Genomic DNA, 26,054 nt, shown 5'->3' with positions numbered 1-26,054 from the left:
GTGTCGCGGTCTGCGGTCGCGGTGGCCGACGGCGCAGTGCCCCGCGCCCCTGCGGGCGCGGGGGACTCCGCCCGGCCGGGCTCAGGCCAGCCCGGCCACCAGCTCGACGAGGGGCTTGCGGCGGCCGGTGAAGAAGGGGACCTCCTCGCGCACGTGACGCCGGGCCTCGGAGGCCCGCAGGTGGCGCATGAGGTCCACGATCCGGTGCAGCTCGTCGGCCTCGAAGGCGAGGATCCACTCGTAGTCGCCGAGCGAGAAGGAGGCGACGGTGTTGGCCCGGACGTCCGGGAAGCCGCGCGCCATCTTGCCGTGGTCGGCGAGCATCCGGCGGCGGTCCTCGTCCGGCAGCAGGTACCAGTCGTAGGAGCGCACGAACGGGTACACGCTGACGTAGTCGCGCGCCTCCTCGTCGGCCAGGAAGGCCGGGATGTGCGAGCGGTTGAACTCGGCGGGCCGGTGCAGCGCCATGTTCGACCAGACGGGTTCGAGGGCGCGGCCCAGGCGGGTGCGGCGGAAGCGGTTGTAGGCGTCCTGGAGCGCGTCGGCCGTCTCGGCGTGCCACCAGATCATGACGTCCGCGTCGGCCCGCAGCCCGGAGACGTCGTAGGTGCCGCGCACGGTGACGTCCTTGGCGGCGAGCTGCGCGAACAGCTCCTCGACCTCGTCCGCGTAGCCGGCGCGGTCCTCCGGGAGGACGTCCTTCAGCCTGAAGACGGACCACAGGGTGTAGCGGATGACCTCGTTGAGGTCCTTGGCCTTCTTGCCCGCGTTCGGTGTCTTGTGAGGTGCGTCAGTCATGTCCTCATTCTCGCTCCCGCGCCACGGCGGCCCGCGCCAGGGTCCGGTCGGCGGCCCGGTGGGCGGAGGCGACGCACGCGGGGATGCCGACGCCGTCGTAGACGGCCCCGCACACGGCCAGCCCCGGCAGGGCCTCGACGGCCTCCCGCACCCGGGCCACCCGGTCGACGTGGCCCACCGCGTACTGGGGCAGGCCGTCCGTCCAGCGGGTGACCCGTCCGGCGACGGGGGGCGCCGTCAGCCCGACCGACGCGCGCAGGTCCGCCCGTGAGGCGGCCACCAGCTCCGCGTCGTCCAGGCCGAGGACGGCGTCCTCGCCGAAGCGGCCGAGCGAGGTCCGCAGCACGAACAGCTCCGGGTCCTGCGCGGCGATCCACGACCACTTGTTCGAGGCGAACGTGGCCGCCTTGATCGTGTGCCCGTCCACCGAGGGCACCAGGAAGCCGCTGCCCTCGGGCGGCGGCGTGCCGAGGTCGGAGCGGCGGAAGGCCAGGGTGCACAGGGCGAGGGAGGCGTAGGCGACGCCGGTGAGCGCTTCGGCGGCCTCCGGTGCCTCCCGGCGCAGCAGCCGCGCCGCGACCGGGGCGGGTACCGCGAGCACCACGGCGTCGGCCTGGTGGACACCGTCGTCGGTGGTGACCGTCCATCCCCCGGGGGCGCGGAGCAGCTCCCGGGCGGCCACGCCCGTCGAGATTCGGCCACCCGCGGCGCGCACCGCGTCGGCGACGGCGAGCGGCAGGCGCCCGACTCCTCCCTCGATGCCCATGAAGACGGGCCCGGACGCGGTGGCCTCGGCCGCCGCGGCGGACTGCACGGCGCGGACGGCGGCCAGCAGGGAGCGCTCGTCGCGCGCCGCGTCGAAGAGCTTCGGGAGGGCGGCCCGCAGGGAGATCCGGTAGGCGTCGCCGGCGTAGACGCCGCCGAGCAGCGGAGCCACCAGCCGGTCCACGACCTCCCGGCCCAGCCGGGCGGCGACGTAGCCGCCCACCGTGACGTCCTCCCCGATCTCGGTGCGGGGCAGCTCGGCGTCCTCGGCGACGCGGGCGAGGCCCTCCGGGGAGAGCACCCCCGCGAGCGCGTCGGGGGCCGCGGGCACGCCCATCAGGTGGCCGCGCGGCATGGGGCGCACCGCACCGCGGGTCCACAGGGCGCCGCCCGCCACGGCCGGGGGCTGCAGCCGCGGGCCGAGCCCGACGGCGCGGGCCAGCTCCACGGCCTCGGGCCGACGGGCCAGCATGGACTCGGCGCCCAGGTCCACCTCGACCCCGGCGATCTCGCCGGGGAGCAGCTTTCCGCCGAGCCGCCGCGAGGCCTCCAGCACGGTGACCTCGGGGGCATTGCCGGGCGCGGTGGGCGGGAGGCCCGCCCGGGTGAGCAGCCGGTGGGCCGCGGTGAGCCCGGCGATGCCGCCGCCGATGACGAGGATGCGCATGCCGCCCGGCCCTCCCGTCAGCGCGCGGTGTGCTCGTGCACGTAGGAAACGAGCCGGGTCAGCGCGTCCGGGTCGGTGTCCGGGAGCACGCCGTGGCCGAGGTTGAAGACGTGGCCGGGCAGCTCGCGGGCCGCGTCGAGCACCGCCTGCGCCTGCGTCTCGACGGCTTCGCGCGGGGCGAAGAGCACGGCCGGGTCGAGGTTGCCCTGGACGGCCCTGCCGGGGCCGATCCGGCGCGCGGCCTCGTCCAACGGCACCCGCCAGTCGGCTCCGACGACGTCAGCCCCGGCCTCGCCCATGAGCCCGAGCAGTTCCCCGGTCCCGACGCCGAAGTGGATGCGCGGGACGCCGTAGCCGGAGACGGCGTCGAAGACCTTGGCCGAGGCGGGCATGACCCGGCTGCGGTAGTCGGCCGGGGCCAGGGCACCGGCCCAGGAGTCGAAGAGCTGCACGGCACTCGCGCCCGCGTCGAGCTGGACGCGCAGGAAGGCGGAGGTGATGCCGGCGAGCCGGTCCAGCAGCTCGGCCCACAGCTCGGGGTCGCCGTACATGAGCGCCTTGGTGTGCTCGTGGTTCCGCGAGGGCCCGCCCTCGACGAGGTAGCTGGCCAGCGTGAACGGCGCACCCGCGAAACCGATCAGCGGCGTGGCGCCCAGCTCCTCGGTGAGCATGCCCACGGCCTCGGTGACGTAGGTGACGTCGCCGGGCTCCAGGGGGCGCAGCTGGCCGAGGTCGGCGCGGCTGCGGATCGGGCGGGCGACGACGGGGCCGACGCCGGGCTTGATGTCGAGGTCGACGCCGATCGCCTTGAGCGGCACGACGATGTCGCTGAAGAAGATGGCGGCGTCCACCCGGTGGCGGCGGACCGGCTGGAGGGTGATCTCGGTGACCAGGTCGGGCCGCATGCACGAGTCGAGCATCGCGATGCCCTCACGGACCCTGCGGTACTCGGGCAGCGAGCGCCCCGCCTGCCGCATGAACCACACCGGCGTGTGCGGCACGGGCTCACGGCGGCAGGCCCTGAGGAACGCGGAGTCGTACGTCTTGGTCGGCGGGCCCTGCGGGCGGTCAACGGAACTCACACCGGGCAGTCTCCCACGGGCTACGCCCACGGTCGGACTTGGCCGTAAACCACCGGGTGTCCCTACGCGGCTCCCGGTCACTCTGCGCCTAATCTTCGGGCCATGGCTGCGGCGAGAGAACACCAGGTGGAGGGGCCGGACGACGGCGATTCGGGATCGGCGGTCTTCCAGCGGGTCGCCGCCGCTCTCACGGGGGCCCGCGTTCGGCAGGCCGTGCGGCTCGAACCCCTGCCGGCCCCACGGAGGCTGGCGCCCCACGCGCACGCCCTGGGGGCGTCGGTGATCGTGGACGGCGAGGAGCTGGCGGACGGCCGGTTCGTCCTGCTGCACGATCCGGGCGGGCAGGAGGGGTGGCAGGGCACCTTCCGGGTGGTGACGCTGACGCGGGCCGAGCTGGAGTCGGAGATGGCCGCCGACCCGCTGCTGCCCGAGGTGACGTGGTCCTGGCTGATTGGGGCTCTGGAGGCCCGGGGTCTGCCGGTGCGGCAGCCGGGAGGCACGGTGACGCGCGCCGGCTCGTGCTACTTCGGCGAGCTCGCCGGACGTCCGCCGGAGGCCGAGATCGAACTGCGCGCGTCCTGGACTCCGCTGGCCCCGCTGGGAGTTCCCGACGTGGCGGCCCATCTGCAGGCCTGGTGCGACCTGTTGTGCCAGTGCGCGGGCCTGCCGCCGGAGGAGGCGGAGGACGCGGAGGCGCCCCAGCCACCGGGCGCCCCGGGGGTCGTCTCGCTCCCCCAGCGCCGCGGACCGCGGTCGCGGTAGGGCGCCCCGAGGCCGGGCGGGGGCAGGGCCTCCCCTGACGCGCCCCACCCCGGCTCGACCTGCGAGAACAGGCCGCCGAGCCGCCGTCAGCCACTCGACCCCATGTCCGAATTGAGCGATTTATACTCACTCGTTCGTGATCTTTCCCTCAAGGAGACCGGGCCGACTGCCGAAGCACTTCATGACCCTTCCCCAGGGATCGCCCCCCGGCTTACCGCTTCGAGTCGGCTGCCGTCACACTCCACTCCCCAGGAGGCTCGGTGTCTGTTCTCCTCGACCACCCCACCAGCCTGGTCGCCTACCGCCCGAACAAGCCCACGGCCATGGTCGTCGTGGCCGACCCCCGCGTACGCTCCACCGTCACCCGCCACCTGTGGGCCCTCGGGGTGCGGGACGTGATCGAGGCGTCGTCCGTCGCCGAGGCCCGCCCCCGCGTCAGCAACCCCCGGGACATCTGCGTGGCGGAGGTCCACCTGCCCGACGGCTCCGGCCTGTCCCTGCTCTCCGAGACCCGCGCAGCGGGCTGGCCCAACGGGCTGGCGCTCTCGGCCGCCGACGACATCGGGGCCGTCCGCAACGCGCTCGCCGGCGGCGTGAAGGGCTACGTCGTCACCGGCACGCGCAACAACCTCAACATGCACACCCGGCCCGGCGCCGCCGCCATCGGGGCCGCCGCGGCCCGACTGCACCGGCGCCCGCACGGCACCCCCGGCTCGGGCGGCGGGCAGCGCGAGCTCTCCGGCCGCGAGGTGGAGGTGCTGCGGCTGGTGGCGGAGGGCCAGTCGAACAAGGCCATCGGCGTCTCGATGGGCCTGTCCGCGCTCACCGTGAAGAGCCACCTGGCCCGCATCGCGCGCAAGCTCGGCACCGGCGACCGGGCGGGCATGGTCGCCGTCGCCCTGCGCACGGGCATCATCCACTGACCCGAGCGGGGCGAGCGGACCGCCGCCGCACCGCGACACCCACCCCGCGCCCGCCGGCGGAACGTTCCGCCCGGCGGGCGCGGCGCGTGTGCGTCCGGGCGGGTGAGCCGCAGGGCGCGGCTCGTGCGCCCCGGGCACACGAGCCTGCCGAAGGACCGCCCCGTGCACCTCCGACCAGGCGAGTGAGCCACAGAGCGAGCTCCTGGGGGCACCTCCCAACGTGAACTGGGGCCGTTGGCCGGGGGAGAGCGTCGACACCGGGCGAGAGCGCCCGGAGGCGAACCGAGCCAAGAACGGCGTCACGGATACCCTTGTCACGTGACCGACGCACAGGAGACCGCAGCAGGCAGCGCAGCTCAGCCCCCCTCCCAGGACTCCGCACCGGCCCCGGTGCCGCTACTGGAACCCGGGGACGGCATCCCACCGGTCACCGCGGACGCGGACGCGCTCGCGGTGGTGGTCTCCGCCTTCACGGCGGGCAGCGGGCCCGTCGCCGTCGACGCCGAGCGGGCCTCGGGCTACCGCTACGGGCAGCGCGCCTACCTCATCCAGCTGCGCCGGGCCGGGGCCGGGACGGCACTGGTGGACCCGGTCGCGTGCCCGGACCTGTCGGCCCTGGCCGAGGCACTGGACGGCATCGAGTGGGTGCTGCACGCCGCCACCCAGGATCTGCCCTGCCTGCGGGAAATAGGCATGCTCCCCCGTACCCTCTTCGACACCGAGCTGGCGGGCCGGCTCGCCGGTTTCCCCCGCGTCGGGCTGGGCGCCATGGTCGAGAGCGTCCTCGGCTACACCCTGGAGAAGGGGCACTCCGCCGTCGACTGGTCCACCCGCCCGCTGCCCGAGCCGTGGCTGCGCTACGCGGCGCTCGACGTGGAGCTGCTCGTCGAGCTGCGCGACGCCCTGGAGAAGGAGCTGGACCGGCAGGGCAAGCTGGAGTGGGCCCGCCAGGAGTTCGACGCCATCGCCTCCGCTCCCCCGCCGCCACCCCGCAAGGACCCCTGGCGCCGCACCTCGGGCATGCACAAGGTGCGCAGACGACGCCAGCTCGCCGTCGTCCGGGAGCTGTGGCAGGCGCGGGACCGGGTGGCCCGCCGTCGGGACGTCTCGCCGGGCAAGGTGCTGCCGGACGCGGCCATCGTGGAGGCCGCGCTCGCCGTGCCGGAGACCGTGGAGGCCCTGGCACGGCTTTCGGGGTTCGGGAACCGCACCGGCCGCAAGCAGCTCCAGCACTGGCAGAGCGCCGTGGACCGCGCCCGCGCCCTGCCCGATTCGGCGCTGCCGCAGCCCGGCCAGACCCCGAGCGGTCCGCCTCCGCCGCGGGCCTGGGCCGACAAGGACCCGGCCGCCGCCGCCCGGCTCGCCGCCGCCCGGGCCGCGGTGACCGCCCACGCGGAGCGGCTGAACCTCCCCCAGGAGAACCTGATCACCCCGGACACCGTCCGGCGGCTGTGCTGGGAACCGCCCGCCGACCGGGGACCCGAGGCCATCGCCGCCGCGCTGCGCGGACACGGGGCCCGGCCCTGGCAGATCGAACAGACCCTGCCTCTCCTGACCGCGGCACTGTCGGCCTCCGCCGACGCCTGACCCCCGCACCCCTCCCGCGCGCTGGGGAGATCTGCGCGCCGGCGCGGGGCAGGCCGGCGCAGCTCCGGCACCGGACAGGAGCTGCCCCGGTCCGCACCTCGCGGCCCGCGGGTGCGTCGTTGGTCACACCGGGCACGCTCCCGCGCCCCCACGGGGCGGGCGGCGTGCCCGGTGTGACCGGAACCGCAACGCACGGGCAGGGCACCCCCTTGCCTGCCGGTTACCGACTAGTAGCATGGGGCGCGGGAAGCGCGCCGCGCGGCGGCGGCACCCCCCGGGGTACGACCCCCGGACAACCCCGGCCGCACCCTGCAGGAGGAGAGCCAACGTGCCTCGTACCGCTAGGGACGTCGTCTTCGTCGACGGCGTCCGCACCCCGTTCGGCAAGGCGGGACCGAAGGGCATCTACCACGAGACGCGCGCCGACGACCTGGTCGTCAAGTGCATCCGTGAGCTGCTGCGCCGCAACCCGGACCTGCCCCCGGAGCGCATCGACGAGGTGGCCCTCGCCGCGACCACCCAGATCGGTGACCAGGGCCTGACCCTGGGCCGCACCGCCGGAATCCTCGCGGGCCTCCCGCAGACCGTCCCCGGCTACTCCATCGACCGGATGTGCGCCGGTGCGATGACCGCCGTCACCACCACCGCCGGCTCCGTCGCCTTCGGCGCCTACGACATCGCCGTCGCCGGTGGCGTCGAGCACATGGGCCGCCACCCGATGGGCGAGGGCGTCGACCCGAACCCGCGCTTCGTCTCCGAGAAGCTCGTCGACCAGTCGGCGATGTTCATGGGCATGACGGCGGAGAACCTGCACGACCGCTACCCGCACCTGACCAAGGGCCGCGCGGACGCCTTCGCCGTGGCCAGCCAGGAGAAGGCGGCCAAGGCCTACGCCAACGGCAGCATCCAGTCCGACCTGGTGCCGATCGCCATCCGCCGCACCAGCCCGGAGGGCGGTGAGACGGGCTGGGGCCTGGCCACCGCGGACGAGCCGATGCGCCCGGGCACCACCCTGGAGAGCCTCGCCGGTCTCAAGACCCCCTTCCGCGCCCACGGCCGGGTCACTCCGGGCAACGCCGCCGGCCTCAACGACGGCGCCACCGCCTCGCTGATCGCCGCCGAGGACGTGGCCCGCGAGCTGGGCCTGCCGGTCAAGATGCGCCTGGTCTCCTACTCCTTCGCCGGTGTGGAGCCCGAGGTCATGGGCATCGGCCCGGTGCCGTCCACCGAGCGCGCCCTCGCCCAGGCGGGGCTGTCCATCGGTGACATCGGCCTGTTCGAGGTCAACGAGGCCTTCGCCGTCCAGGTCCTGGCCTTCCTGGACCACTTCGGCATCGCCGACGACGACCCGCGCGTCAACCAGTACGGTGGCGCGATCGCCTTCGGCCACCCGCTGGCCTCCTCCGGCGTCCGGCTGATGACCCAGCTGGCCCGCCAGTTCGAGGAGCAGCCGCACGTCCGCTACGGCCTGACGACCATGTGCGTCGGCTTCGGCATGGGCGGCACCGTGATCTGGGAGAACCCGCACTTCGAAGGGGCTGGCAAGTGACCACCACGCAGGAGCTGCTCAAGGGCGCGGCGGACGTCTTCCCCGACGAGGTCGTGACCCAGGCGCACGTGCGCCACCTGGACCTGCCCGGCGGTGCCGGCCGGTTCGCACTCATCACGCTGGACAACGGCTTCGACCACACCAAGCCGACCACCTTCGGCCCGCAGTCGCTGGCCAACCTGGACGCCGCGATCGACCAGGTGCGGGCGGAGGCCGCCCAGGGCGACATCGTCGGCGTGGGCCTGACCGGCAAGCCGTTCATCTTCGCCGTCGGCGCCGACCTCAAGGGCGTGGAGGTGCTCAAGGAGCGCACCGACGCCGAGGCCATCGGCAGGGGCGGGCACGAGGTCTTCAAGCGGCTGTCCGACCTGGGCGTGCCCTCGTTCGCCTACTACAACGGCGCCGCGATGGGCGGCGGCGTCGAGGTCGGCCTGCACTGCACCTACCGCACGGTCTCGAAGGCCGTCCCCGCGTTCTCGCTGCCCGAGGTCTTCCTCGGCCTCGTCCCCGGCTGGGGCGGCTGCGTCCTGCTGCCGAACCTGATCGGTCCCGAGCGCGCGGTCAAGGTCGTCATCGAGAACTCGCTCAACCAGAACAAGCAGCTGCGCGGCGCCCAGGTGCACGAGCTGGGCATCGCCGACGCCATCTTCGAGGGCGCCGACTTCCTGGAGCAGTCGCTGCACTGGACGGCCGCCGTCCTCTCCGGCGAACTGACCGTCGAGCGGGCCGAGATCGACCGCGGCGAAGCCTGGGACCAGGCCGTGGCCGCCGGCCGCGCGTTCGCCGACTCCAAGGTGCACGGCGCCGCTCCGGCCGCCTACCGGGCGCTGGACATCATCGCCGCCGCCAAGGACGGCGACCGCCAGGCCGGTTTCGACGCCGAGGACGCGGCCCTGGCCGACCTCATCATGGGCGGCGAGCTGCGCAGCGGCATCTACTCCTTCAACCTGGTGCAGAAGCGCGCCAAGCGCCCCGCCGGTGCGCCCGACAAGTCGCTGGCCCGCCCGGTGACCAAGGTCGGCGTCGTGGGCGCGGGTCTGATGGCCTCGCAGCTCGCGCTGCTGTTCGCCCGCCGCCTGGAGGTGCCGGTCGTCCTGACCGACATCGACCAGGAGCGTGTGGACAAGGGCGTCGGTTACGTCCACGAGGAGATCGACAAGCTCCTCCTCAAGGGCCGGGTGAACCAGGACAAGGCCAACCGCCTCAAGGCGCTGGTCACCGGTTCCCTGGACAAGGCGGCCGCCTTCGGCGACGCGGACTTCGTCATCGAGGCCGTCTTCGAGGAGATGGGCGTCAAGCAGAAGGTCTTCGCCGAGGTCGAGGCCGTGGTGCCGGAACACGCCATCCTGGCCACCAACACCTCGTCCCTGTCGGTGACGGAGATGGCCTCCAAGCTCAAGCACCCCGAGCGCGTGGTCGGCTTCCACTTCTTCAACCCCGTCGCGGTCCTCCCGCTGTTGGAGATCGTCCGGGCCGAGCAGACCGACGACGCCTCGCTGGCCACCGCGTTCACCGTGGCCAAGCAGCTCAAGAAGACCGCCGTGCTGGTCAAGGACGCGCCCGCGTTCGTCGTCAACCGCATCCTGACCCGCTTCATGGGCTCGGTGCTCGGCGCGATCGACGAGGGCACGCCGGTGGAGGTCGCCGACCGCGCGCTGGCCCCGCTGGGCCTGCCGATGTCGCCGATCGTCCTGCTGGAGCTGGTCGGCCCCGCCGTGGCGCACCACGTCGCGGGCACCCTGCACGCCGCGTTCCCGGACCGGTTCGCCGTCTCGGAGAACCTGGACCGGATCGTCAAGGCCGGCAAGCGCGGGCTGTACCGGCCCGGCACGACGGACCTCGACCCCGAGGTGGCCGAGCTCTTCGAGACCGGCGACACCGTCCTCACCGAGGAGCAGGTGCGCGACCGGGCGCTGGACGCCATCGCCGAGGAGATCGACATCATGCTCAAGGAGGGCGTGGTGGCCGAGGCCCAGGACGTCGACCTGTGCCTGATCACCGGCGCCGGCTGGCCCTTCCACCTGGGCGGCATCACGCCGTACCTGGACCGGGCCGGCGTCAGCGAGCGTGTGCGCGGCGCGACGTTCCACGCCCCCGGCGTGGCCAGCGTCCCGCAGTGACACCCGGCGGGGCCGTGCGCAGGCCACGGCCCCGCCCCACGGCGCCCGTCCCGCGGTTCCCGCGGGACGGGCGCCGTCCGCGTTCCCGCCGCCGTGCGTCCGGCGCTTCCCGAGCCCTCACGAGGTGCGGCGCCGGTGCGGGCCGCCGCCCGGCCAGGCGTGCGACGGGTGTCCGAACGGGCCTCCCACCGGCCCCGCTCAGGCGTCCGACCGGGCGTCCGACCACCTCAAAGGCCGCTTCCGGGAGCTGCCTAGAATGCCGGGATGACGTATCTCATCACCGGCGGGGCCGGGTACATCGGAGCGCACGTCGTCCACACCATGGCGCAGGCCGGTGAGCGGGTCGTCGTCCTGGACGACCTGTCGACCGGGGTCCGGGAGCGGGTGCCGGAGGGCGTCCCGCTGGTGGTCGGTTCCACCCTCGACCGCACGCTGCTGGACCGGACGATCGCCGAGCACGCCGTCACCGGCATCGTGCACCTCGCGGCGAAGAAGCAGGTCGGCGAGTCCGTCGCCGTGCCGCTGCGCTACTACCGGGAGAACGTGCACGGGCTGCAGGTGCTGCTGGAGGCCGCGGTGGCCGGCGGGGTGGAGCGGTTCGTGTTCTCCTCCTCCGCCGCCGTCTACGGCATGCCCGACGTCGCGCTGGTCACCGAGGACACCCCCTGCGCGCCGATGAGCCCCTACGGCGAGACCAAGCTCGCCGGCGAGTGGCTCGTGCGCGCCACGGGCCGGGCCCACGGGCTGCGCACGGCGTGCCTGCGCTACTTCAACGTCGCCGGGGCGGCCACGCCGCAGCTCGCCGACACCGGGGTGTTCAACCTCGTTCCCATGGTCTTCGAGAAGCTCACCGAGGGCAGCGCGCCGCAGATCTTCGGCGACGACTACCCCACCCCCGACGGCACCTGCGTGCGGGACTACATCCACGTCGCCGACCTCGCCGACGCGCACCTGGCCGCGGCCCGTGCGCTGGCCTCCGGGCAGACGAAGGCGGGCGACGACGTCACCGTCAACATCGGCCGGGGCGAGGGCGCCTCGGTGCGGGAGATGGTCGACCTCATCGCGGAGGTGACCGGCCGCACCTTCACCCCGGAGATCGCCCCGCGGCGCCCGGGCGACCCGCCGCGCATCGTCGCCTCCGCCGACCGCGCCGCCGAACTGCTGGACTGGCGGGCCCGGCACGACGTGCGGGACATGGTCACCTCGGCCTGGGAGGGCTGGTGCCTGCACCACCCCGAGGCGGCCCGATAGGCCGCCGATGGCCTCCCCGATCCCCCTGGTGATCGTCGACGCCGCCAACGTCGTCGGGTCCGTGCCCGACGGCTGGTGGCGCGACCGCCGCGGCGCCGCCGAGCGGCTGCGCGACCGGCTGGCCGCCGCGGTGGCGGACGGCCCGGTCGCGGGGGTGCCGGCTCCGCTGGAGCTGGTGCTCGTCGTCGAGGGCGCGGCCCGCGGCGTGGAGTCCGTGGCCGGGGTCCGCGTCGTCGCGGCGGCGGGCAGCGGGGACGACGCGATGGTCGCGCTCGTCGCCGACGAGGGCGCCGGGCGCCGCTGTGTCGTGGTGACGGCCGACCGCGAGCTGCGCCGCCGCGTCACCGACCGGGGCGCGGAGACCGTCGGCCCCCGGGCGGTGCGCCCCTGACGACCCGCCCGGTGCGGGCTCAGCGCTCCCGTGCCGCTCTGCCGTAGAACACCGCACCGTCCACCTCGGCCACCGGCTCGTAGTGGGCGTCGAGGAACTGCCGCAGGTGCGGCATCCGGGCGGGCCGGTACGGCTTGCCGCGGGAGTCGTCCACGATGAGCGCCGGCGGGTCCTCGTTCAGCTCCCGCATCAGCGTGGGCCAGGAGCCGCTCATCCCGTACTCCTGGCCGACCCGCGGGCCGTTGCGTCCGCCGCTGTAGTTGGTGAGCAGCCCGGCCGTCAGATAGCGGGAGGCGGGCATGCGGTCCGCCATCCAGTACGTCTCCGGGTGCATGCCCCACACCAGCACCTCGTCCTGCGGCACGGTGCGGGCCCGCACCGCGTCCGCCACCCGGCGCACGTGATCGAACTCCGCCCGTCCCGCGTGGCTCCCCCAGGCCACGAAGACGGTGCACAGCATGGCCGAGACGACGGCGGTGAGCCGCAGCCAGTCGGCGGTCAGCAGGCCCAGGGCGCCCGCGGCGAGCACCGCGAGCGGGGGCACGAGCTGGAGGTAGTAGTGGCCGAAGAAGTGGAAGCCGGTGAGGACACCGACGACCGAGGCGGCAAGCCACAGCCACAGGTCGGTGGTGAGCACCTGACGGTGGGCCAGGCGGCGGCGCAGCACAACGGCCACCGGCAGCACCAGCCCGGCCGCCCCGGCGGCGAAGAGCCCGGTGTTGGCCAGGCCGCGCCCCAGGACGTGCAGTTCGGAGCCGGTGAAGCTGGCGTAGGAGCCGGAACCGGTGACCGTCCAGAAGACGGTCCGGTACACCCCGTTGCACAGCGCCACGGTCAACAGCGGCAGCAGCAGGCCCCCGAACGTCCGCACGAGGGCGCCGCGACGGTCCCGGCCGCGGTCCGCCGAGCTCCAGGCGAGATAGAGCACCGGCAGCAGCACCGCCCCGCCCGTCTGTTTGACCAGGACGGCCCCGGCCACGGCCAGCCCGGCCAGAGCCCACCGGCGCCGGTCGGCCGCCCACAGGGCGGCTGCGGTGAACGGCAGCATGAAGACCTCGAAGGTGGCCGCCTGGGTGTCCTCCGGGTTCAGCGCCACCGAGGCGAGGACGCACAGCACCCCGGCCGCCCCGCCCGCGCGCGGCCCCCACCGGCCGCGGGCGAGCCCGGCGACGCAGACGGCGGTCGCCGCGACGGCGAGGATGGCCAGCACCCGCAGCGGCCACAGGGACTCGTCGCCGAACAGCGCGAAGGTGCCCTGGTAGAGCCAGGGAAGCAGCGGCGGCTTGCGGTCCACCACGGTGTCGTAGAGCGTGCCCCCGGCGGCGAGCATGCGGGCCTGGGTCGCCACGAACCCCTCGTCCGGGTTCCACACCGGGCGCTGGAAGGACGGCAGCCGGGTGACCGACGCGAGCACGAGCAGCACGGGCACCAGCGGGAGCCAGAACCGCCGTTCGGGGGCGCGCGCGGACGCCGGTGCGATCGCCGGTGCGGGCGCCAGTCGTGGGGCGGCGGACCGGGTGGCGGCGAGGGGGCCGTCCGGCTCGGGCTGCCGGGGGCGGGGCGCCCGCAGCGCGCCGGGCGGCTCGACGGTACGCGTGCTGCGGGGCGGCCCCGGCGGCTGGGCGGTGGGCATGCGCTACAACCTATCCGGCCCCCCGCCAACGCCCGCAGGCGGTGTGGGGGGCCGGGGACGGCGCGTCGGCCCGGCGTCAGTCCGTGGCGGGCTCGCGTTCGCGGTCGGCCGCGGGCTCGTCGTCCTCGTACCGGCCGTCCAGCGTGGCGACGAGGCCGGTGACCTGACGGGCGATGTCGGGAGCCGTCAGGCCGATGTCGGCGAGCACCTCCTTGCGGGAGGCGTGGTCGAGGAAGCGCGGTGGGATGCCGAAGTCCCGCAGGGGGACGTCCACGCCCGCGTCGCGGAGCGCCTGGGCGACGGCCGAGCCGACGCCGCCCGAGCGGGAGTTGTCCTCGACGGTGACGACGACGCGGTGCCGTGCGGCGAGCGGTGCGAGCGCCTCGTCCACAGGCTTGACCCAGCGGGGGTCGACGACGGTGGCCGAGATGCCCTGACGGTCCAGCAGCCCGGCGGTCTCCAGGCACATGGGGGCAAGCGCGCCGACCGAGACCAGCAGCACGTCGGGGGCGTCGGTGTCCGCCTCGCGCAGCAGGTCCATGCCGCCGACCGTGCCGACCGCGGGGACGGCGGGCCCGACGGCGCCCTTGGAGTAGCGCACGACGGTCGGGGCGTCCTTCACCTCGACGGCCTCGCGCAGCTGGGCGCGCACCTGTTCGGCGTCCCGCGGCGCGGCGATCCGCAGACCGGGCACCACCTGGAGGATGGACATGTCCCACATGCCGTTGTGGGAGGCGCCGTCCGTGCCGGTGACGCCGGCCCGGTCCAGGACGAAGGTGACACCCAGCTTGTGCAGGGCCACGTCCATGAGCACCTGGTCGAACGCCCGGTTGAGGAACGTCGCGTAGACGGCGAAGACGGGGTGCAGCCCGCCGTGGGCCAGCCCGGCGGCGGAGACGGCACCGTGCTGCTCCGCGATGCCGACGTCGAACACCCGGTCGGGGAACGCCTCGGCGAACCGGTGCAGGCCGGTCGGGCGCATCATCGCGGCGGTGATGGCCACGATGTCCGAGCGCTCGTGGCCGAGCTTGACCATCTCGTCGGCGAAGACGGACGTCCAGTCCGCTCCCGAGGCGGATACGGGCAGCCCGGTGTCGGGGTGGATGACGCCGACGGCGTGGAACTGGTCGGCCTCGTCCTGGCGCGCGGGCTGGTAGCCGCGGCCCTTCTCCGTCAGGCAGTGGACGATGACCGGGCCGCCGAACCGTTTGGCCTTCAGCAGCGCCGTCTCCACGGCCTCGAGGTCGTGGCCGTCGATCGGACCGAGGTACTTGAGCCCGAGGTCCTCGAAGAGGCCCTGGGGGGCGATGACGTCCTTCAGGCCCTTCTTCGCTCCGTGCAGCGTCTCGTACAGCGGCTTGCCGACGACGGGGGTGCGGTTGAGCATCTCCTTGCCCCGGGCGAGGAAGCGCTCGTAACCGTCGGTGGTGCGCAGGGTGGCGAGGTGGCTCGCGAGACCGCCGATGGTGGGCGCGTAGGAGCGCTCGTTGTCGTTGACGACGATGACGAGCGGGCGGTCCTTGGCGGCGGCGATGTTGTTGAGCGCCTCCCAGGCCATGCCGCCCGTGAGGGCGCCGTCGCCGATGACGGCGGCCACGTGGTGGCCGGTGCCGCGCAGCTCGTTGGCCTTGGCGATGCCGTCCGCCCAGCCGAGGACGGTGGAGGCGTGACTGTTCTCGATGACATCGTGCGGGGACTCGGCCTGCGAGGGGTAGCCGGAGAGGCCGCCCTTGGCCCGCAGCCGGGAGAAGTCCTGCCGCCCGGTGAGCAGCTTGTGGACGTAGGACTGGTGACCGGTGTCGAAGAGCACCCGGTCGCGGGGGGAGTCGAAGACCCGGTGCAGGGCGATGGTCAGCTCCACCACGCCCAGGTTCGGGCCGAGGTGGCCTCCGGTCTTGGCGACGGACTCGACGAGGAACGTGCGGATCTCGGCGGCGAGCGCGTCCAGCTCCTCCGGGGCGAGTCCGTCGAGGTCACGCGGGCCCCCGATCCTGGGCAGCAGCGGCCCGCCGGTCGGGGGTGTGCTCCCTGGTGCGCCGGGTCGACGCGGTTCGCGCGGCACCTTTGGCACTGAGCCTCCTTGCTGTCAAGCTACGTCGGGCTAGTGGGCCTGAACACCGATCGCCCGATTCTAGTCGGCGCACCGTCGCGCCCCTGCGGCGCGGTGGGGGTGTGGAGAACCACGCGCGCCGAAGCGGGCGTCTGCGGCCGGTGTCCGGCCCACGCCGCGGAGCCCGTCGCGCGCGCCGGGCAGCCACCCTGGAGGACCGCGATCGGTGTGTGCCGCCGCTCCGCGGCATATGCCGGGCACCCCGGAGGGAGCCGTCAAGAAGTGAATCGATCGGGGCGGCCGAAGGCGGATGCGCCTGAACAAGGTGAACGGCGAGCCGGTCGAGACCCCGACGCTCGCGGGGCCCCGGGCGCTCGCGGGCCCTCAGGCGCTGGCCGGCACCGGTTCGTCCAGGGGCCGCAGCAGGGGCGCGTCGCCCATCTCGCCCAGGACGAGGGCGAGGGCGCCCAGGACCTCGGCGCGGCCGCCGAGGGTTCCGGGCACCACCGACAGCCGGCTGGCGGCACTCGGGATCGCGTACCGCGAGACCGAGTCCCGGATGGGATCGAGCACCAGGTCACCGGCGTCGGCCAGGTCGCCGCCGAGCACGACGCGGCTCGGGTTGAGGAGGTTCGTCAGGTTGGCGACGCCGCTGCCGATGTACCGCCCTATGTCGCCGATGACGCGGCGGCAGCCGGGGTCCCCGTCCCGGGCCAGGCTCACCACGCGCGGCATGGTCAGCTCCGGGCCGTGGCTGGGGGTGAGCAGCGGCAGCACGTACCGGGCGGCGGTGAACGTCTCCAGGCAGCCGCGGTTGCCGCAGCGGCACACCGGCCCCGACTCGTCGAGCGTGATGTGCCCGATCTCCCCGGCCGTGCCGCCCGGGCCCCGGTAGACCCGGCCGCCGATGACCAGGCCCGCGCCGACGCCGCTGGCCACCTTGATGTAGGCCAGGTCCGCCACGCCCTGCCCGGCGCCCCAGACCAGCTCGCCCAGCGCGCCGAGGTTGGCGTCGTTGTCCACGTGCACGGGCACGCCGAGCCGCGCGGCCAGGTCGTCCCTGGGATTCGTGCCCGACCAGCCGGGCAGGATCGCCGTCGAGCCGAGCACGCCGGTTTCGACGTCGATCGGCCCGGGCACGCCGAGCCCCACACCGATGACCTTCCCGGTGCTGCTGCCGGCCCGCGCGAGGAGGCGGCCCACCAGGGCCTCCGCGTGGTCGAGCCCCTGGGCCGCGGAGGCGTCCACGTCGATCGGCTCGGAGTCCTCGACGAGCACCTTGTGGGCGAGGTTGCCGATGGCGACCCGCAGGTGGGAGTGACCGAAGTCCACGCCGACGACGATCCCGGCGCTCCCGGACAGGGAGACGCTGCGGGCCCGCCGGCCGCCGGCGGAGGTCGGCGTCACCTCGACGATGCCGCCGTCCTTCAGTTCCCTGACGATGTTGGAGACCGTGGCCGCGGAGAGACCCGTGGTGCGGGCGATCTCGGCCTGGGTCAGGGACCCCGCCATGCGCACGGCGCGGATCACCCGTTCGAGGTTGGCGCGGTGCAGCGAGGACTGCGACCCCGGTGTCTCCACTACTGTTCCACTCCCGCCTGGCCGGGGCCGCCCCCGGCACGCCGCCGCGGCACCCGGTCATGCCGACGCGCCCGTCTCCAACACATGAACTCTAAGGGGATCGTGTGCGGCCGACCCACGTCAACCCCTTGAGCGGGGTGTGCGCTCAGATGTGGCGTGTCCGACAGGAGTGCGGCGGTGACCGGGCGTGACGCGCGGCGGCGGGCAGCGGGCGCTACTTGACCGCGCCCGCCGTCAGTCCCTCCTGCACCTGCCGCTGGAAGACCATGTACACGACGAGAATGGGCAGCATGGCGATCGTCAGTCCGGCGAACAGCGCCCCCCAGTCGCCCTCGTAGCCCTGGCTGACGGAGAGCTCCGCGAGCCCCTGGGTGAGCAGGGCCTCGTCCCGGCTCTCGGAGTTCAGGGCGAGCGGCAGGAAGAACTGGTTCCACTGGCCCAGGAAGTTGAAGATCCCGATGCTGATCAGCCCGGGCTTGGCCATCGGCAGCATGATCTGGAAGAACGTACGGCTGTGCGAGGCGCCGTCGATCATGGCCGCCTCGGCGACACTGCCGGGCAGCGTCCGGAAGAAGGCCGTCATGAAGAACGTCGTGAACGGCAACGAGTAGGCGATGTACACCAGGATCAGGCCGGCCCGGGTGTCCAGCAGCCCCATGGTGTCCATGACGAAGAACAGCGGGACGACGGCGAGAATGATCGGGAACATCATCCCGCCGGCGAAGAGCAGGTAGACGGCCCGGTTGCCGAAGAAGCCGAAGCGGGCGATCACGTAGGCGGCCATGGAGCCCAGCAGCATCGTGCCCGGCAGCGAACCCGCCAGGACGATGACCGAGTTCAGCGTGAACTGGCCGATGTTCGCGTCCGACCAGGCGTTGGCGAAGTTCTCGAAGCTGAGGTCGGTGGGCCAGCCGAAGGGCTGCCCCTGGATCTTCGCCGAGTCCCGCAGCGAGTTGACCATGACCCACAGCAGCGGCCCCGCGGCCATGACGGCCCACAGGACCAGGAAGGCGCCGGAGAAGACGTTCAGCGTCGCCCCGTCCCTCGCCTTCCGGTCGGCGCCGGGCGCCGGACCGCCGGAGGCGGGCGGCGTGTCCGCCGGGGCGTCGTCCCCGGCGGGCCGGTCGGTGCGGATGGCGCTCATCGGTACCTCATCCCCGCTTGTCTCAGTACTCGATCCGCTCACGGCGGCCGAGCAGCATCATGATCCCCGCGAAGGCCATGGTGACCAGCAGCAGGACGACGCCGACGGCGGTGGCGTAGCCGGCCTGCCCGGAGTCGAACGCCTTCTTGTACAGGTACACCGGCGTGACCAGGGTGGAGTTGCCGGGCCCGCCCTTGTTGATCGTCATGATGTGCACGATGGCGAACGCGTCCAGCGCCTGGATGCCCATGTAGATCCACCCGGTCTGCACGCTGTCGCGGATCAGGGGCAGCGTCACGCGGAAGAACGTGACGGTGCGCCCGGCACCGTCCAGCAGCGCCGCCTCGTAGATCTCCCTGGGGATGGAGCCCATCGCGGCGGAGAACAGCACGACGTAGAAGCCGATGAAGCTCCAGCACAGGACGAAGACGACCGACCACAGGGCCAGGTCCGGGTCCGCCAGCCAGTTCTGGGCGAGCCCGTCGAGCCCCACCGCGCGGAAGAACTCGTTCAGCGGCCCGGTGATCGGGTCGTACACCGCGGCCCAGACGACACCGATGATCGCCACCGAGATGACCTGCGGGAAGAAGTAGACGATCTTGTAGAAGCCCGCGCCCCGCACTCCGGAGACGGCCTCGCCGCGGCCCCGCCTGCCCCCGGCCTGCAGCATGTAGGCGAAGAACAGACCGAGTGCGAGCGTGGCCACCGGCGCGACGACCAGCAGGGTCAGGCTGTTGAGCAGCGAGTCCCAGAAGTCGGAGTCGTCCAGCAGCCGTTCGTAGTTCTCCAGGCCGACGAAGGTGAACTCGGCGCTGTAGCCCGTCCAGTCGGTGAGCGAGTAGTAGAACGCCTGGATGAACGGCGAGACGACGAAGACGGTGTAGACCAGCAGCGGCAGCGCGAGGAAACCGCACACGAACCGGTAGCGGTCGATCGTGCGGTAGCGGCGGTCGTGCTTGACCCGGGTCGGCGTGAGCCGGGGCGGCAGGAGGAACGCCGCCACGAACAGCGGCACGTCCGCGGCCCGCAGCCGTTCCGGGCTCCGTCCGGCCCGGAGCGGCTGGGGGCCCTTCGGCCCGTCCGGACCGTCGGGCTCGCGCGGCCCGTCCAGCTCGTCGGGCCCGTCGTCGGGCCCGTCCGGCCCGCCCGGTGTGCCGGGCACACCGGGCGGGCCCGACAGGTCCGTCGCGCCCCTGGCCTCGTTCGGCATGACCCTCCCGCTTCCTGACGCGCCGCCCTCCGGCGTGTCCTCACTCCGTCGGCCGGGGCGCGCCCCGGCGTATCACGCTCGCGTGTACTTCTTGACGGAGTCGTCCTTCGCCGTCTCGTCGGCGGCCTTCTGGCAGCGGTCGACGGCCTCGGCCGGGGTGAGGTCGCCGGCCATCATGGCGGCGATGGCACCGCCGACCTTGTCCTTGTGCAGTTCCAGGTACCAGTCGTGGATGCGCGGCGCGACGACGTTGTCCCCGGCTGCCGCGAGCGCCTGGCTCGCCGAGGCGAGGCCGGACTGGAGGTCCATGCCGTCCGCCGCGCCCTGCACGCAGGTGAGGGCGGAGACCAGCTTGGTGAAGTTGGTGGTGGACTCCTTGCCCAGCATGATCCGCAGCCACTCCATGCCGCCGGGGACGTTCGCGGCCCGGGAGGGGACCATGAACGGCTCGCTGGCCTCGGCCCACAGCGTCTCGAACGGCATGGCGTCGGAGGAGTCGAGCCCGGTGGGCGGGGCGACCTTCATCTCGAAGTCCGCCGGGGTGGTCTTCTTCGCCTCGTTCTCCACCCAGGAGCCGTTGGGGATGAAGAGGGCCTTGCCCTTGTTCCACTGGGTCTGGGACTGGATGTGGTCGATGCCGGGCGTGCCCTCCAGGATGTAGCCCTTGGCGTACAGCTCGTGGTAGGCCTCGAACGCCTTGCGGACGGCGTCGTGCTTCCAGGCGTTCGGCTCCAGGTTGTCGATGCTCTTCAGCACGTCCGCACCGCCGATCTTGGCGATGAACGGGTACATGGTGAAGGCGAAGTAGTAGGGGTGCTTGCCCGCGTACGTCCAGCCGGCTATGCCCTCCTTCTTCGCCTTGGCGCAGACCGCGAGCATCTGGTCCCACGTCTTCGGGTACTCGACCTCCAGCCGGTCGAGCTGCGTCTGCGAGTACCAGGTGCCGTAGACGGTGAAGGAGTAGTTGAGCTGGTACATCTCCTCGCCGCCGAACTGGCCCTTGGTGATGGTGCCGGGCAACAGGACGTCCCGCACCTTCTTGTCCGGGTCGTCGAGCGTGGGCGCGTCGAGCAGCGCGTCCAGCGGCTCGGCCTGGCCCTCGGCGATGAGGCTGGCGATGTCCATCTGCTCCGCGCCGGAGTTGTTGATGACGTCCGGCGGGTCGCCCTTGATGATGCGCGGCTGGAGCTTGGTGCGGATCTTCTGGGTGGCGTCGTGCTTGACCTTGCCGTAGCTGCGCTCGTAGACGGTGTGGGCGTCCTTGGCGTACTGCTCGCCGTAGCCGCCGTTGAAGATGACGACCTCCAGCCCGGCGTCCTTGTTGACACCCAGCGGGTTGTCGGCGGTCTTCTTGCCGTCGGCGACCTTCTCGGTGTCACTGCCCCCACCGGAGGCGCACGAGGTGAGGGCGCCCAGCGCGGGGGTGGCGAGCAGCCCGAGGGCGGTGGCGCGCCTGATGAGGTCTCTGCGATTGACGTCGGTAGGTCCCATGCTCAAGTCCTCGCCTTCCTAAGGACTCAGGCGGTGTACCGGACTCTCGGAAGCGCTACCGGCGAAGTGCCCTACACCGCGGGGTGGTCGAAGCCAGGGTCGTACTACCGGGGCGCGCCGTGAGGTGCTCGGACGTCCGGGTGCCGACAGGTATAGTCCACTCGCCGCCGCCAGGGCAAGATCGAGTGCACAGTTGTCCGCTTCTTTCTCCGGGGCTTGTTCACCCCGAGACCTCCCGGTGACACGACGACGGCGCCGCACCCCGCGCTGGTGCGGGGTGCGGCGCCGGGTGGCCGTCCGGACACGCCGGCGCACCGCCGGGGCGGCCGCCGGACGTGCCCTACGCGCGGATCACTCGCGTCACTTGCGGATCAGCGAGCGCAGCACGTACTGCATGATGCCGCCGTTGCGGTAGTAGTCCGCCTCGCCGGGGGTGTCGATGCGGACCTTGGCGTCGAACTCGACCCCGCTGTCCGTGGTCACCTTGACCGTCTCGGGGATGCCATCGTCGTTGAGCGCGGTGATCCCGGAGATCGAGAAGGCCTCCTCACCGGTCAGGCCCAGGGACTCGGCGCCCTGACCCTCGGGGAACTGGAGCGGCAGGACGCCCATGCCGATGAGGTTCGAGCGGTGGATGCGCTCGTAGGACTCGGCGATGACGGCGCGCACGCCCAGCAGCGCGGTGCCCTTGGCCGCCCAGTCGCGCGAGGAGCCGGAGCCGTACTCCTTGCCCGCCAGGACGACGAGCGGGATGCCCGCGGCCTGGTAGTTCTGGCTGGCGTCGTAGATGAACGACACCGGCGCCCCTCCGTCACCCTCGGCGGCCCGGGTGAAGTCGCGCGTGTAGCCGCCCTCGGTGCCCGGCGCGATCTGGTTGCGCAGGCGGATGTTGGCGAACGTGCCGCGGATCATGACCTCGTGGTTGCCGCGGCGCGAGCCGTAGCTGTTGAAGTCGCGACGCGCCACACCGTGCTCGGTGAGGTACTGCCCGGCCGGGGTGTCGGCCTTGATGGCACCGGCCGGGGAGATGTGGTCGGTGGTGACGGAGTCACCGAGCTTGGCGAGCACCCGGGCGCCGGAGATGTCGGTGACCGGGGCCGGCTCCATGCCCATGCCCTCGAAGTACGGGGGCTTGCGGACGTAGGTGGACTCGGCGTCCCACTCGAAGGTGTCCCCCGTCGGGACGGGCAGCGACTGCCACTGGGAGTCGCCCGCGAAGACGTCGGAGTAGCTGCGGCCGAACATCTCCTGGCCGATCGCGGAGGCGACGACCTCCTCGACCTCCGCCTCGCTGGGCCAGATGTCCTTCAGGAAGACCGGCTTGCCCTCGGCGTCGGTGGCCAGCGGCTCGGTGGTGATGTCGATGTCCATCGAACCGGCGATGGCGTAGGCCACGACCAGCGGGGGCGACGCCAGGTAGTTCATCTTGACGTCGGGGTTGATGCGGCCCTCGAAGTTCCGGTTGCCGGAGAGGACCGAGACGACGGCGAGGTCGTTGTCGTTGACGGCCTGCGAGACCTCCTCGGGCAGCGGGCCCGAGTTGCCGATGCAGGTCGTGCAGCCGTACCCGACGAGGTTGAAGCCCATCTTGTCGAGGTACGGGGTCAGGCCCGCGCGGTCGTAGTAGTCCATGACGACCTTGGAGCCGGGCGCCAGCGTCGTCTTCACCCACGGCTTGCGGGTCAGACCGCGCTCTACCGCCTTCTTCGCCAGCAGCGCCGCGCCGACCATGACGGAGGGGTTGGAGGTGTTGGTGCAGGAGGTGATGGCGGCGACGGTGACGGCGCCGTGGTCCAGCTCGTAGGTGACGCCGTCGGCGCCGGTGACCTGGACGGGCTTGCTGATGCGGCCCGCCGCGTTGCCCGCGGCGGTGTGCTGCGGCTTGCCGGCGCCGTTCTCCCCGCTGCCGTAGGCCGGGGCGTCGCTGGCCGGGAACGACTCGTCGCTCGCCTCGTCCACCGGGGAGGCCGCGGTGGTGCTGGCGACGGGCTCCCCGCTCGCGTACGTCGGCAGGTCGGCGCGGAACTGCTGCTTGGCGCCGGACAGCGCGATGCGGTCCTGCGGGCGCTTGGGGCCGGCGATGGACGGCACGACCGTGGAGAGGTCGAGCTCCAGCTTCTCGGAGAAGTCCGGCTCGGCGGCCGGGTCCAGCCACAGGCCCTGCTCCTTGGCGTAGGCCTCGACGAGGGCGAGCTGCTGCTCGTCCCGGCCGGTCAGGCGCAGGTAGTTGATCGTCTCACCGTCGATCGGGAACATCGCCGCGGTGGAGCCGAACTCGGGCGACATGTTGCCGATGGTGGCGCGGTTGGCGAGCGGGATGGAGGCGACGCCCTCGCCGTAGAACTCGACGAACTTGCCGACGACACCGTGCTCGCGGAGCATCTCGGTGATGGTGAGCACCAGGTCGGTGGCGGTGGTGCCGGTGGGCAGCTCGCCGGTGAGCTTGAAGCCCACCACGCGCGGGATCAGCATCGACACCGGCTGGCCGAGCATGGCGGCCTCCGCCTCGATGCCGCCGACGCCCCAGCCGAGCACGCCCAGGCCGTTGACCATGGTGGTGTGCGAGTCGGTGCCCACCAGCGTGTCGGGGTAGGCCTGGCCGTTGCGCACCATCACGGTGCGGGCCAGGTGCTCGATGTTCACCTGGTGGACGATGCCGGTGCCCGGCGGGACGACCTTGAACTCGTCGAACGCGGTCTGGCCCCAGCGCAGGAACTGGTAGCGCTCCTTGTTGCGGCCGTACTCCAGCTCCACGTTCTGCACGAAGGAGTCGGGGGTGCCGAACTTGTCGGCGATGACCGAGTGGTCGATGACCAGCTCGGCCGGGGCCAGCGGGTTGATGCGCGCCGGGTCGCCGCCCAGCTCCTTGACGGCCTCACGCATCGTGGCGAGGTCCACGACGCAGGGCACGCCGGTGAAGTCCTGCATGATGACGCGGGCCGGGGTGAACTGGATCTCCCGGCTCGGCTGGGCCTGGGAGTCCCAGCCGCCCAGGGCCCGGATGTGGTCGGCGGTGATGTTCGCGCCGTCCTCGGTGCGCAGGAGGTTCTCCAGCAGCACCTTCAGGCTGTAGGGAAGGCGTGCGGAGCCCTCGACCTTGTCCAGCCGGAAGATCTCGTACGACTCGTCGCCCACCTGCAGCGTGCTGCGAGCGTCGAAGGTGTTCGCCGACACGACAGTCTCCTTCAGTGCATGAATTCGCGCGGTACCGCCGCAATGCTGCCGCGCCCGGGCCCTTGCCCGATCGCTGAGGCTCCCCTAACTTAGGTTGACCTAAGCAAGCTGGCGGCAGACTGACGACAACGCATCCCCAGTCAGATATCTCGATGTCGAGATAACTCTAGTACATCGCCCCGCGCCGGGTCATGCCCGACCCGGCGCCGCACGCGTTTCCGTCACCCCGATTCACCGCGCCGGGCGCGGGTACACGAACTCTTGCGACACACGCGGCGCGCCTTTATCTCATATATGAGATAACCTCATACGCATGACCGATGACTACCTCGTCCGGATCGGACGGCTCATCAGGGACGCCCGACAGCACCGCGGCTGGTCCCAGGCGCATCTCGCGGAGGCCCTGCACACCAGCCAGAGCGCGGTCAACCGCATCGAGCGCGGGCACCAGAACATCAGCCTTGATATGATCGCCCGGATCGGTGAGGCACTCGACAGCGAGATCGTGTCGCTCGGCTTCTCCGGCCCCATGCATCTGCGGGTCGTCGGCGGACGCCGCCTGTCCGGGGCGATCGACGTCAAGACCAGCAAGAACGCCTGCGTCGCCCTCCTGTGCGCCTCCCTGCTCAACTCCGGCCGCACCGTCCTGCGGCGGGTCGCGCGCATCGAGGAGGTCTTCCGGCTGCTGGAGGTCCTGGGTTCGATCGGCGTCCGCACCCGGTGGATCAACGAGGGCCTCGACCTGGAGATCGCGCCCCCGGCCGAGCTCGACCTCGACGCCATGGACGAGGAGGCGGGCCGCCGCACCCGCTCGATCATCATGTTCCTCGGCCCCCTGCTGCACCGCGTGGACCGCTTCCGCATCCCCTACGCGGGCGGCTGCGACCTCGGCACCCGCTCCGTCGAGCCGCACATGCAGGCCCTGCGCCGGTTCGGACTCTCCATCACCGCCACCGAGGGCATGTACCACGCCGTCGTCGACCGCTCCGCCGCCCCGCAGCGCCCCATCACCCTGACCGAGCGCGGCGACACCGTGACCGAGAACGCGCTGCTGGCCGCCGCCCGGCACGACGGCACCACGGTCATCCGCAACGCCTCGTCCAACTACATGGTCCAGGACCTGTGCTTCTTCCTGGAACAGCTCGGCGTCACCGTCGAGGGGGTCGGCACCACCACGCTCACCGTGCACGGCGTCCCCGAGATCGACGTCGACGTCGACTACTCCCCCTCCGAGGACCCGGTCGAGGCCATGAGCCTGCTCACCGCCGCCGTCGTCACCGGCTCCGAGCTGACCGTGCGCCGGGTGCCGGCCGAGTTCCTGGACGTCGAGCTGGCCGTGCTGGAGGAGATGGGCCTCGACCACGACCGCGGCCCCGAGTACCGGGCCGACAACGGCCGCACCCGCCTGGTGGACCTCACCGTGCGCCCCTCCAAGCTGGAGGCGCCCATCGACAAGATCCACCCTATGCCGTTCCCCGGCCTCAACATCGACAACGTGCCGTTCTTCGCGGCCATCGCCGCCAGCGCGAACGGCTCGACCCTCATCCACGACTGGGTCTACGACAACCGGGCCATCTACCTCACCGACCTCAGCCGCCTCGGCGGCCGGCTCCAGCTCCTCGACCCCCACCGGCTCCTCGTCGAAGGCCCCACCCGCTGGCGCGCCGCCGAGATGATGTGCCCGCCCGCCCTGCGCCCCGCCGTCGTCGTCCTCCTCGCCATGATGGCCGCCGAGGGCACGTCCGTCCTGCGCAACGTCTACGTCATCAACCGCGGCTACGAGGACCTCGCCGCCCGCCTCAACTCCGTCGGCGCCCAGATCGAGACCTTCCGCGACATCTGACCCCCGTACGCCGCCGGGCCCCTCTCCGACCGC

Annotated in this window: 18 protein-coding genes; 8 read left to right on the top strand and 10 right to left on the bottom strand. The window is 72.7% G+C overall.

What is annotated here, in order from left to right; genetic code table 11:
• Nucleotides 1–81 precede the first annotated feature (81 nt).
• Genes hemQ through hemE form a run of 3 tightly spaced genes read right to left on the bottom strand, consistent with a single transcriptional unit; the run spans nt 82 to nt 3,312 of the window.
• Entirely contained in the window at nt 82–798 is a 717-nt protein-coding gene (gene hemQ, locus O7609_RS21685; RefSeq protein WP_269735331.1) for a hydrogen peroxide-dependent heme synthase, read from the bottom strand.
• Nucleotides 799–802: 4 nt separating this feature from the next.
• On the bottom strand, nt 803–2,230 hold the full coding sequence (gene hemG / locus O7609_RS21680; protein WP_269735332.1) for a protoporphyrinogen oxidase: 1,428 nt from the start codon (nt 2,228–2,230) through the stop codon (nt 803–805).
• 17 nt (nt 2,231–2,247) lie between these two features.
• Nucleotides 2,248–3,312, bottom strand: a complete 1,065-nt coding sequence (hemE, locus tag O7609_RS21675) for a uroporphyrinogen decarboxylase (protein WP_269735333.1) — start codon at nt 3,310–3,312, stop codon at nt 2,248–2,250.
• A 102-nt stretch (nt 3,313–3,414) separates the two neighbouring features.
• Here hemE and O7609_RS21670 point away from each other — a divergent pair, with 102 nt between their 5' ends.
• The 7 genes from O7609_RS21670 to O7609_RS21640 all read left to right on the top strand — a co-directional run bounded on the left by O7609_RS21670 (nt 3,415) and on the right by O7609_RS21640 (nt 11,895).
• Nucleotides 3,415–4,074: a DUF3000 domain-containing protein gene (locus O7609_RS21670; protein ID WP_269735334.1), complete on the top strand. Its 660-nt coding sequence runs from the start codon at nt 3,415–3,417 to the stop codon at nt 4,072–4,074.
• A 260-nt stretch (nt 4,075–4,334) separates the two neighbouring features.
• Nucleotides 4,335–4,997, top strand: coding sequence for a helix-turn-helix transcriptional regulator (locus tag O7609_RS21665; RefSeq protein ID WP_269735335.1), 663 nt, complete (start codon nt 4,335–4,337; stop codon nt 4,995–4,997).
• Nucleotides 4,998–5,315: 318 nt separating this feature from the next.
• Nucleotides 5,316–6,584 (top strand): ribonuclease D, encoded by a 1,269-nt coding sequence (locus O7609_RS21660; RefSeq protein WP_269735336.1) that lies wholly within the window; start codon nt 5,316–5,318, stop codon nt 6,582–6,584.
• 328 nt (nt 6,585–6,912) lie between these two features.
• Nucleotides 6,913–8,133 carry a thiolase family protein gene (locus O7609_RS21655; protein WP_269735337.1) on the top strand — a complete coding sequence of 407 codons (1,221 nt, stop codon included), beginning with the start codon at nt 6,913–6,915 and terminating at the stop codon, nt 8,131–8,133.
• Nucleotides 8,130–10,253 (top strand): 3-hydroxyacyl-CoA dehydrogenase NAD-binding domain-containing protein, encoded by a 2,124-nt coding sequence (locus O7609_RS21650; RefSeq protein WP_269735338.1) that lies wholly within the window; start codon nt 8,130–8,132, stop codon nt 10,251–10,253. Before O7609_RS21655 ends, O7609_RS21650 begins: the two co-directional genes overlap by 4 nt.
• Nucleotides 10,254–10,517: 264 nt before the next feature.
• Nucleotides 10,518–11,504 (top strand): UDP-glucose 4-epimerase GalE, encoded by a 987-nt coding sequence (gene galE / locus O7609_RS21645; RefSeq protein WP_269735339.1) that lies wholly within the window; start codon nt 10,518–10,520, stop codon nt 11,502–11,504.
• A gap of 7 nt (nt 11,505–11,511) precedes the next feature.
• Complete coding sequence (locus O7609_RS21640; protein ID WP_269735340.1) at nt 11,512–11,895, top strand: NTP pyrophosphohydrolase; 384 nt, start codon at nt 11,512–11,514, stop codon at nt 11,893–11,895.
• A 19-nt stretch (nt 11,896–11,914) separates the two neighbouring features.
• On the opposite strand, the gene O7609_RS21635 is transcribed toward O7609_RS21640, so the two are convergent.
• The 7 genes from O7609_RS21635 to O7609_RS21605 all read right to left on the bottom strand — a co-directional run bounded on the left by O7609_RS21635 (nt 11,915) and on the right by O7609_RS21605 (nt 24,178).
• Nucleotides 11,915–13,528, bottom strand: a complete 1,614-nt coding sequence (locus tag O7609_RS21635; protein WP_269735341.1) for an ArnT family glycosyltransferase — start codon at nt 13,526–13,528, stop codon at nt 11,915–11,917.
• A gap of 76 nt (nt 13,529–13,604) precedes the next feature.
• Nucleotides 13,605–15,590, bottom strand: a complete 1,986-nt coding sequence (gene dxs / locus O7609_RS21630) for a 1-deoxy-D-xylulose-5-phosphate synthase (protein ID WP_269737168.1) — start codon at nt 15,588–15,590, stop codon at nt 13,605–13,607.
• Nucleotides 15,591–15,962: 372 nt separating this feature from the next.
• Nucleotides 15,963–17,159, bottom strand: a complete 1,197-nt coding sequence (locus O7609_RS21625) for an ROK family transcriptional regulator (RefSeq protein WP_269735342.1) — start codon at nt 17,157–17,159, stop codon at nt 15,963–15,965.
• A gap of 214 nt (nt 17,160–17,373) precedes the next feature.
• Nucleotides 17,374–18,303, bottom strand: coding sequence for a carbohydrate ABC transporter permease (locus O7609_RS21620; RefSeq protein ID WP_269735343.1), 930 nt, complete (start codon nt 18,301–18,303; stop codon nt 17,374–17,376).
• Between the two features lie 22 nt (nt 18,304–18,325).
• Nucleotides 18,326–19,291, bottom strand: coding sequence for a carbohydrate ABC transporter permease (locus tag O7609_RS21615; protein WP_269737169.1), 966 nt, complete (start codon nt 19,289–19,291; stop codon nt 18,326–18,328).
• A gap of 294 nt (nt 19,292–19,585) precedes the next feature.
• Nucleotides 19,586–21,004, bottom strand: a complete 1,419-nt coding sequence (ngcE, locus tag O7609_RS21610) for an N-acetylglucosamine/diacetylchitobiose ABC transporter substrate-binding protein (protein ID WP_269735344.1) — start codon at nt 21,002–21,004, stop codon at nt 19,586–19,588.
• Between the two features lie 360 nt (nt 21,005–21,364).
• Nucleotides 21,365–24,178, bottom strand: coding sequence for an aconitate hydratase (locus tag O7609_RS21605; RefSeq protein ID WP_269744078.1), 2,814 nt, complete (start codon nt 24,176–24,178; stop codon nt 21,365–21,367).
• A 313-nt stretch (nt 24,179–24,491) separates the two neighbouring features.
• On the opposite strand from O7609_RS21605, the gene O7609_RS21600 reads away from it, so the two are divergent.
• Entirely contained in the window at nt 24,492–26,021 is a 1,530-nt protein-coding gene (locus O7609_RS21600) for a UDP-N-acetylglucosamine 1-carboxyvinyltransferase (protein WP_269735346.1), read from the top strand.
• Nucleotides 26,022–26,054 lie beyond the last annotated feature (33 nt).

Source organism: Streptomyces sp. WMMC1477 (assembly GCF_027460245.1).
Taxonomy (GTDB): Bacteria; Actinomycetota; Actinomycetes; order Streptomycetales; family Streptomycetaceae; genus Streptomyces.
The sequence above is the reverse complement of the archived record's forward strand: the minus strand, read 5'-3'. Positions and strand labels throughout refer to the sequence as shown.

What these genes read in the sequence shown, in the direction of transcription:
- hemQ (WP_269735331.1), bottom strand. Translation starts at nt 798, where the DNA reads ATGACTGACGCACCTCACAAGACACCGAACGCGGGCAAGAAGGCCAAG.
- hemG (WP_269735332.1), bottom strand. Translation starts at nt 2,230, where the DNA reads ATGCGCATCCTCGTCATCGGCGGCGGCATCGCCGGGCTCACCGCGGCC.
- O7609_RS21670 (WP_269735334.1), top strand. Translation starts at nt 3,415, where the DNA reads ATGGCTGCGGCGAGAGAACACCAGGTGGAGGGGCCGGACGACGGCGAT.
- galE (WP_269735339.1), top strand. Translation starts at nt 10,518, where the DNA reads ATGACGTATCTCATCACCGGCGGGGCCGGGTACATCGGAGCGCACGTC.
- O7609_RS21640 (WP_269735340.1), top strand. Translation starts at nt 11,512, where the DNA reads ATGGCCTCCCCGATCCCCCTGGTGATCGTCGACGCCGCCAACGTCGTC.
- O7609_RS21635 (WP_269735341.1), bottom strand. Translation starts at nt 13,528, where the DNA reads ATGCCCACCGCCCAGCCGCCGGGGCCGCCCCGCAGCACGCGTACCGTC.
- O7609_RS21620 (WP_269735343.1), bottom strand. Translation starts at nt 18,303, where the DNA reads ATGAGCGCCATCCGCACCGACCGGCCCGCCGGGGACGACGCCCCGGCG.
- ngcE (WP_269735344.1), bottom strand. Translation starts at nt 21,004, where the DNA reads ATGGGACCTACCGACGTCAATCGCAGAGACCTCATCAGGCGCGCCACC.
- O7609_RS21600 (WP_269735346.1), top strand. Translation starts at nt 24,492, where the DNA reads ATGACCGATGACTACCTCGTCCGGATCGGACGGCTCATCAGGGACGCC.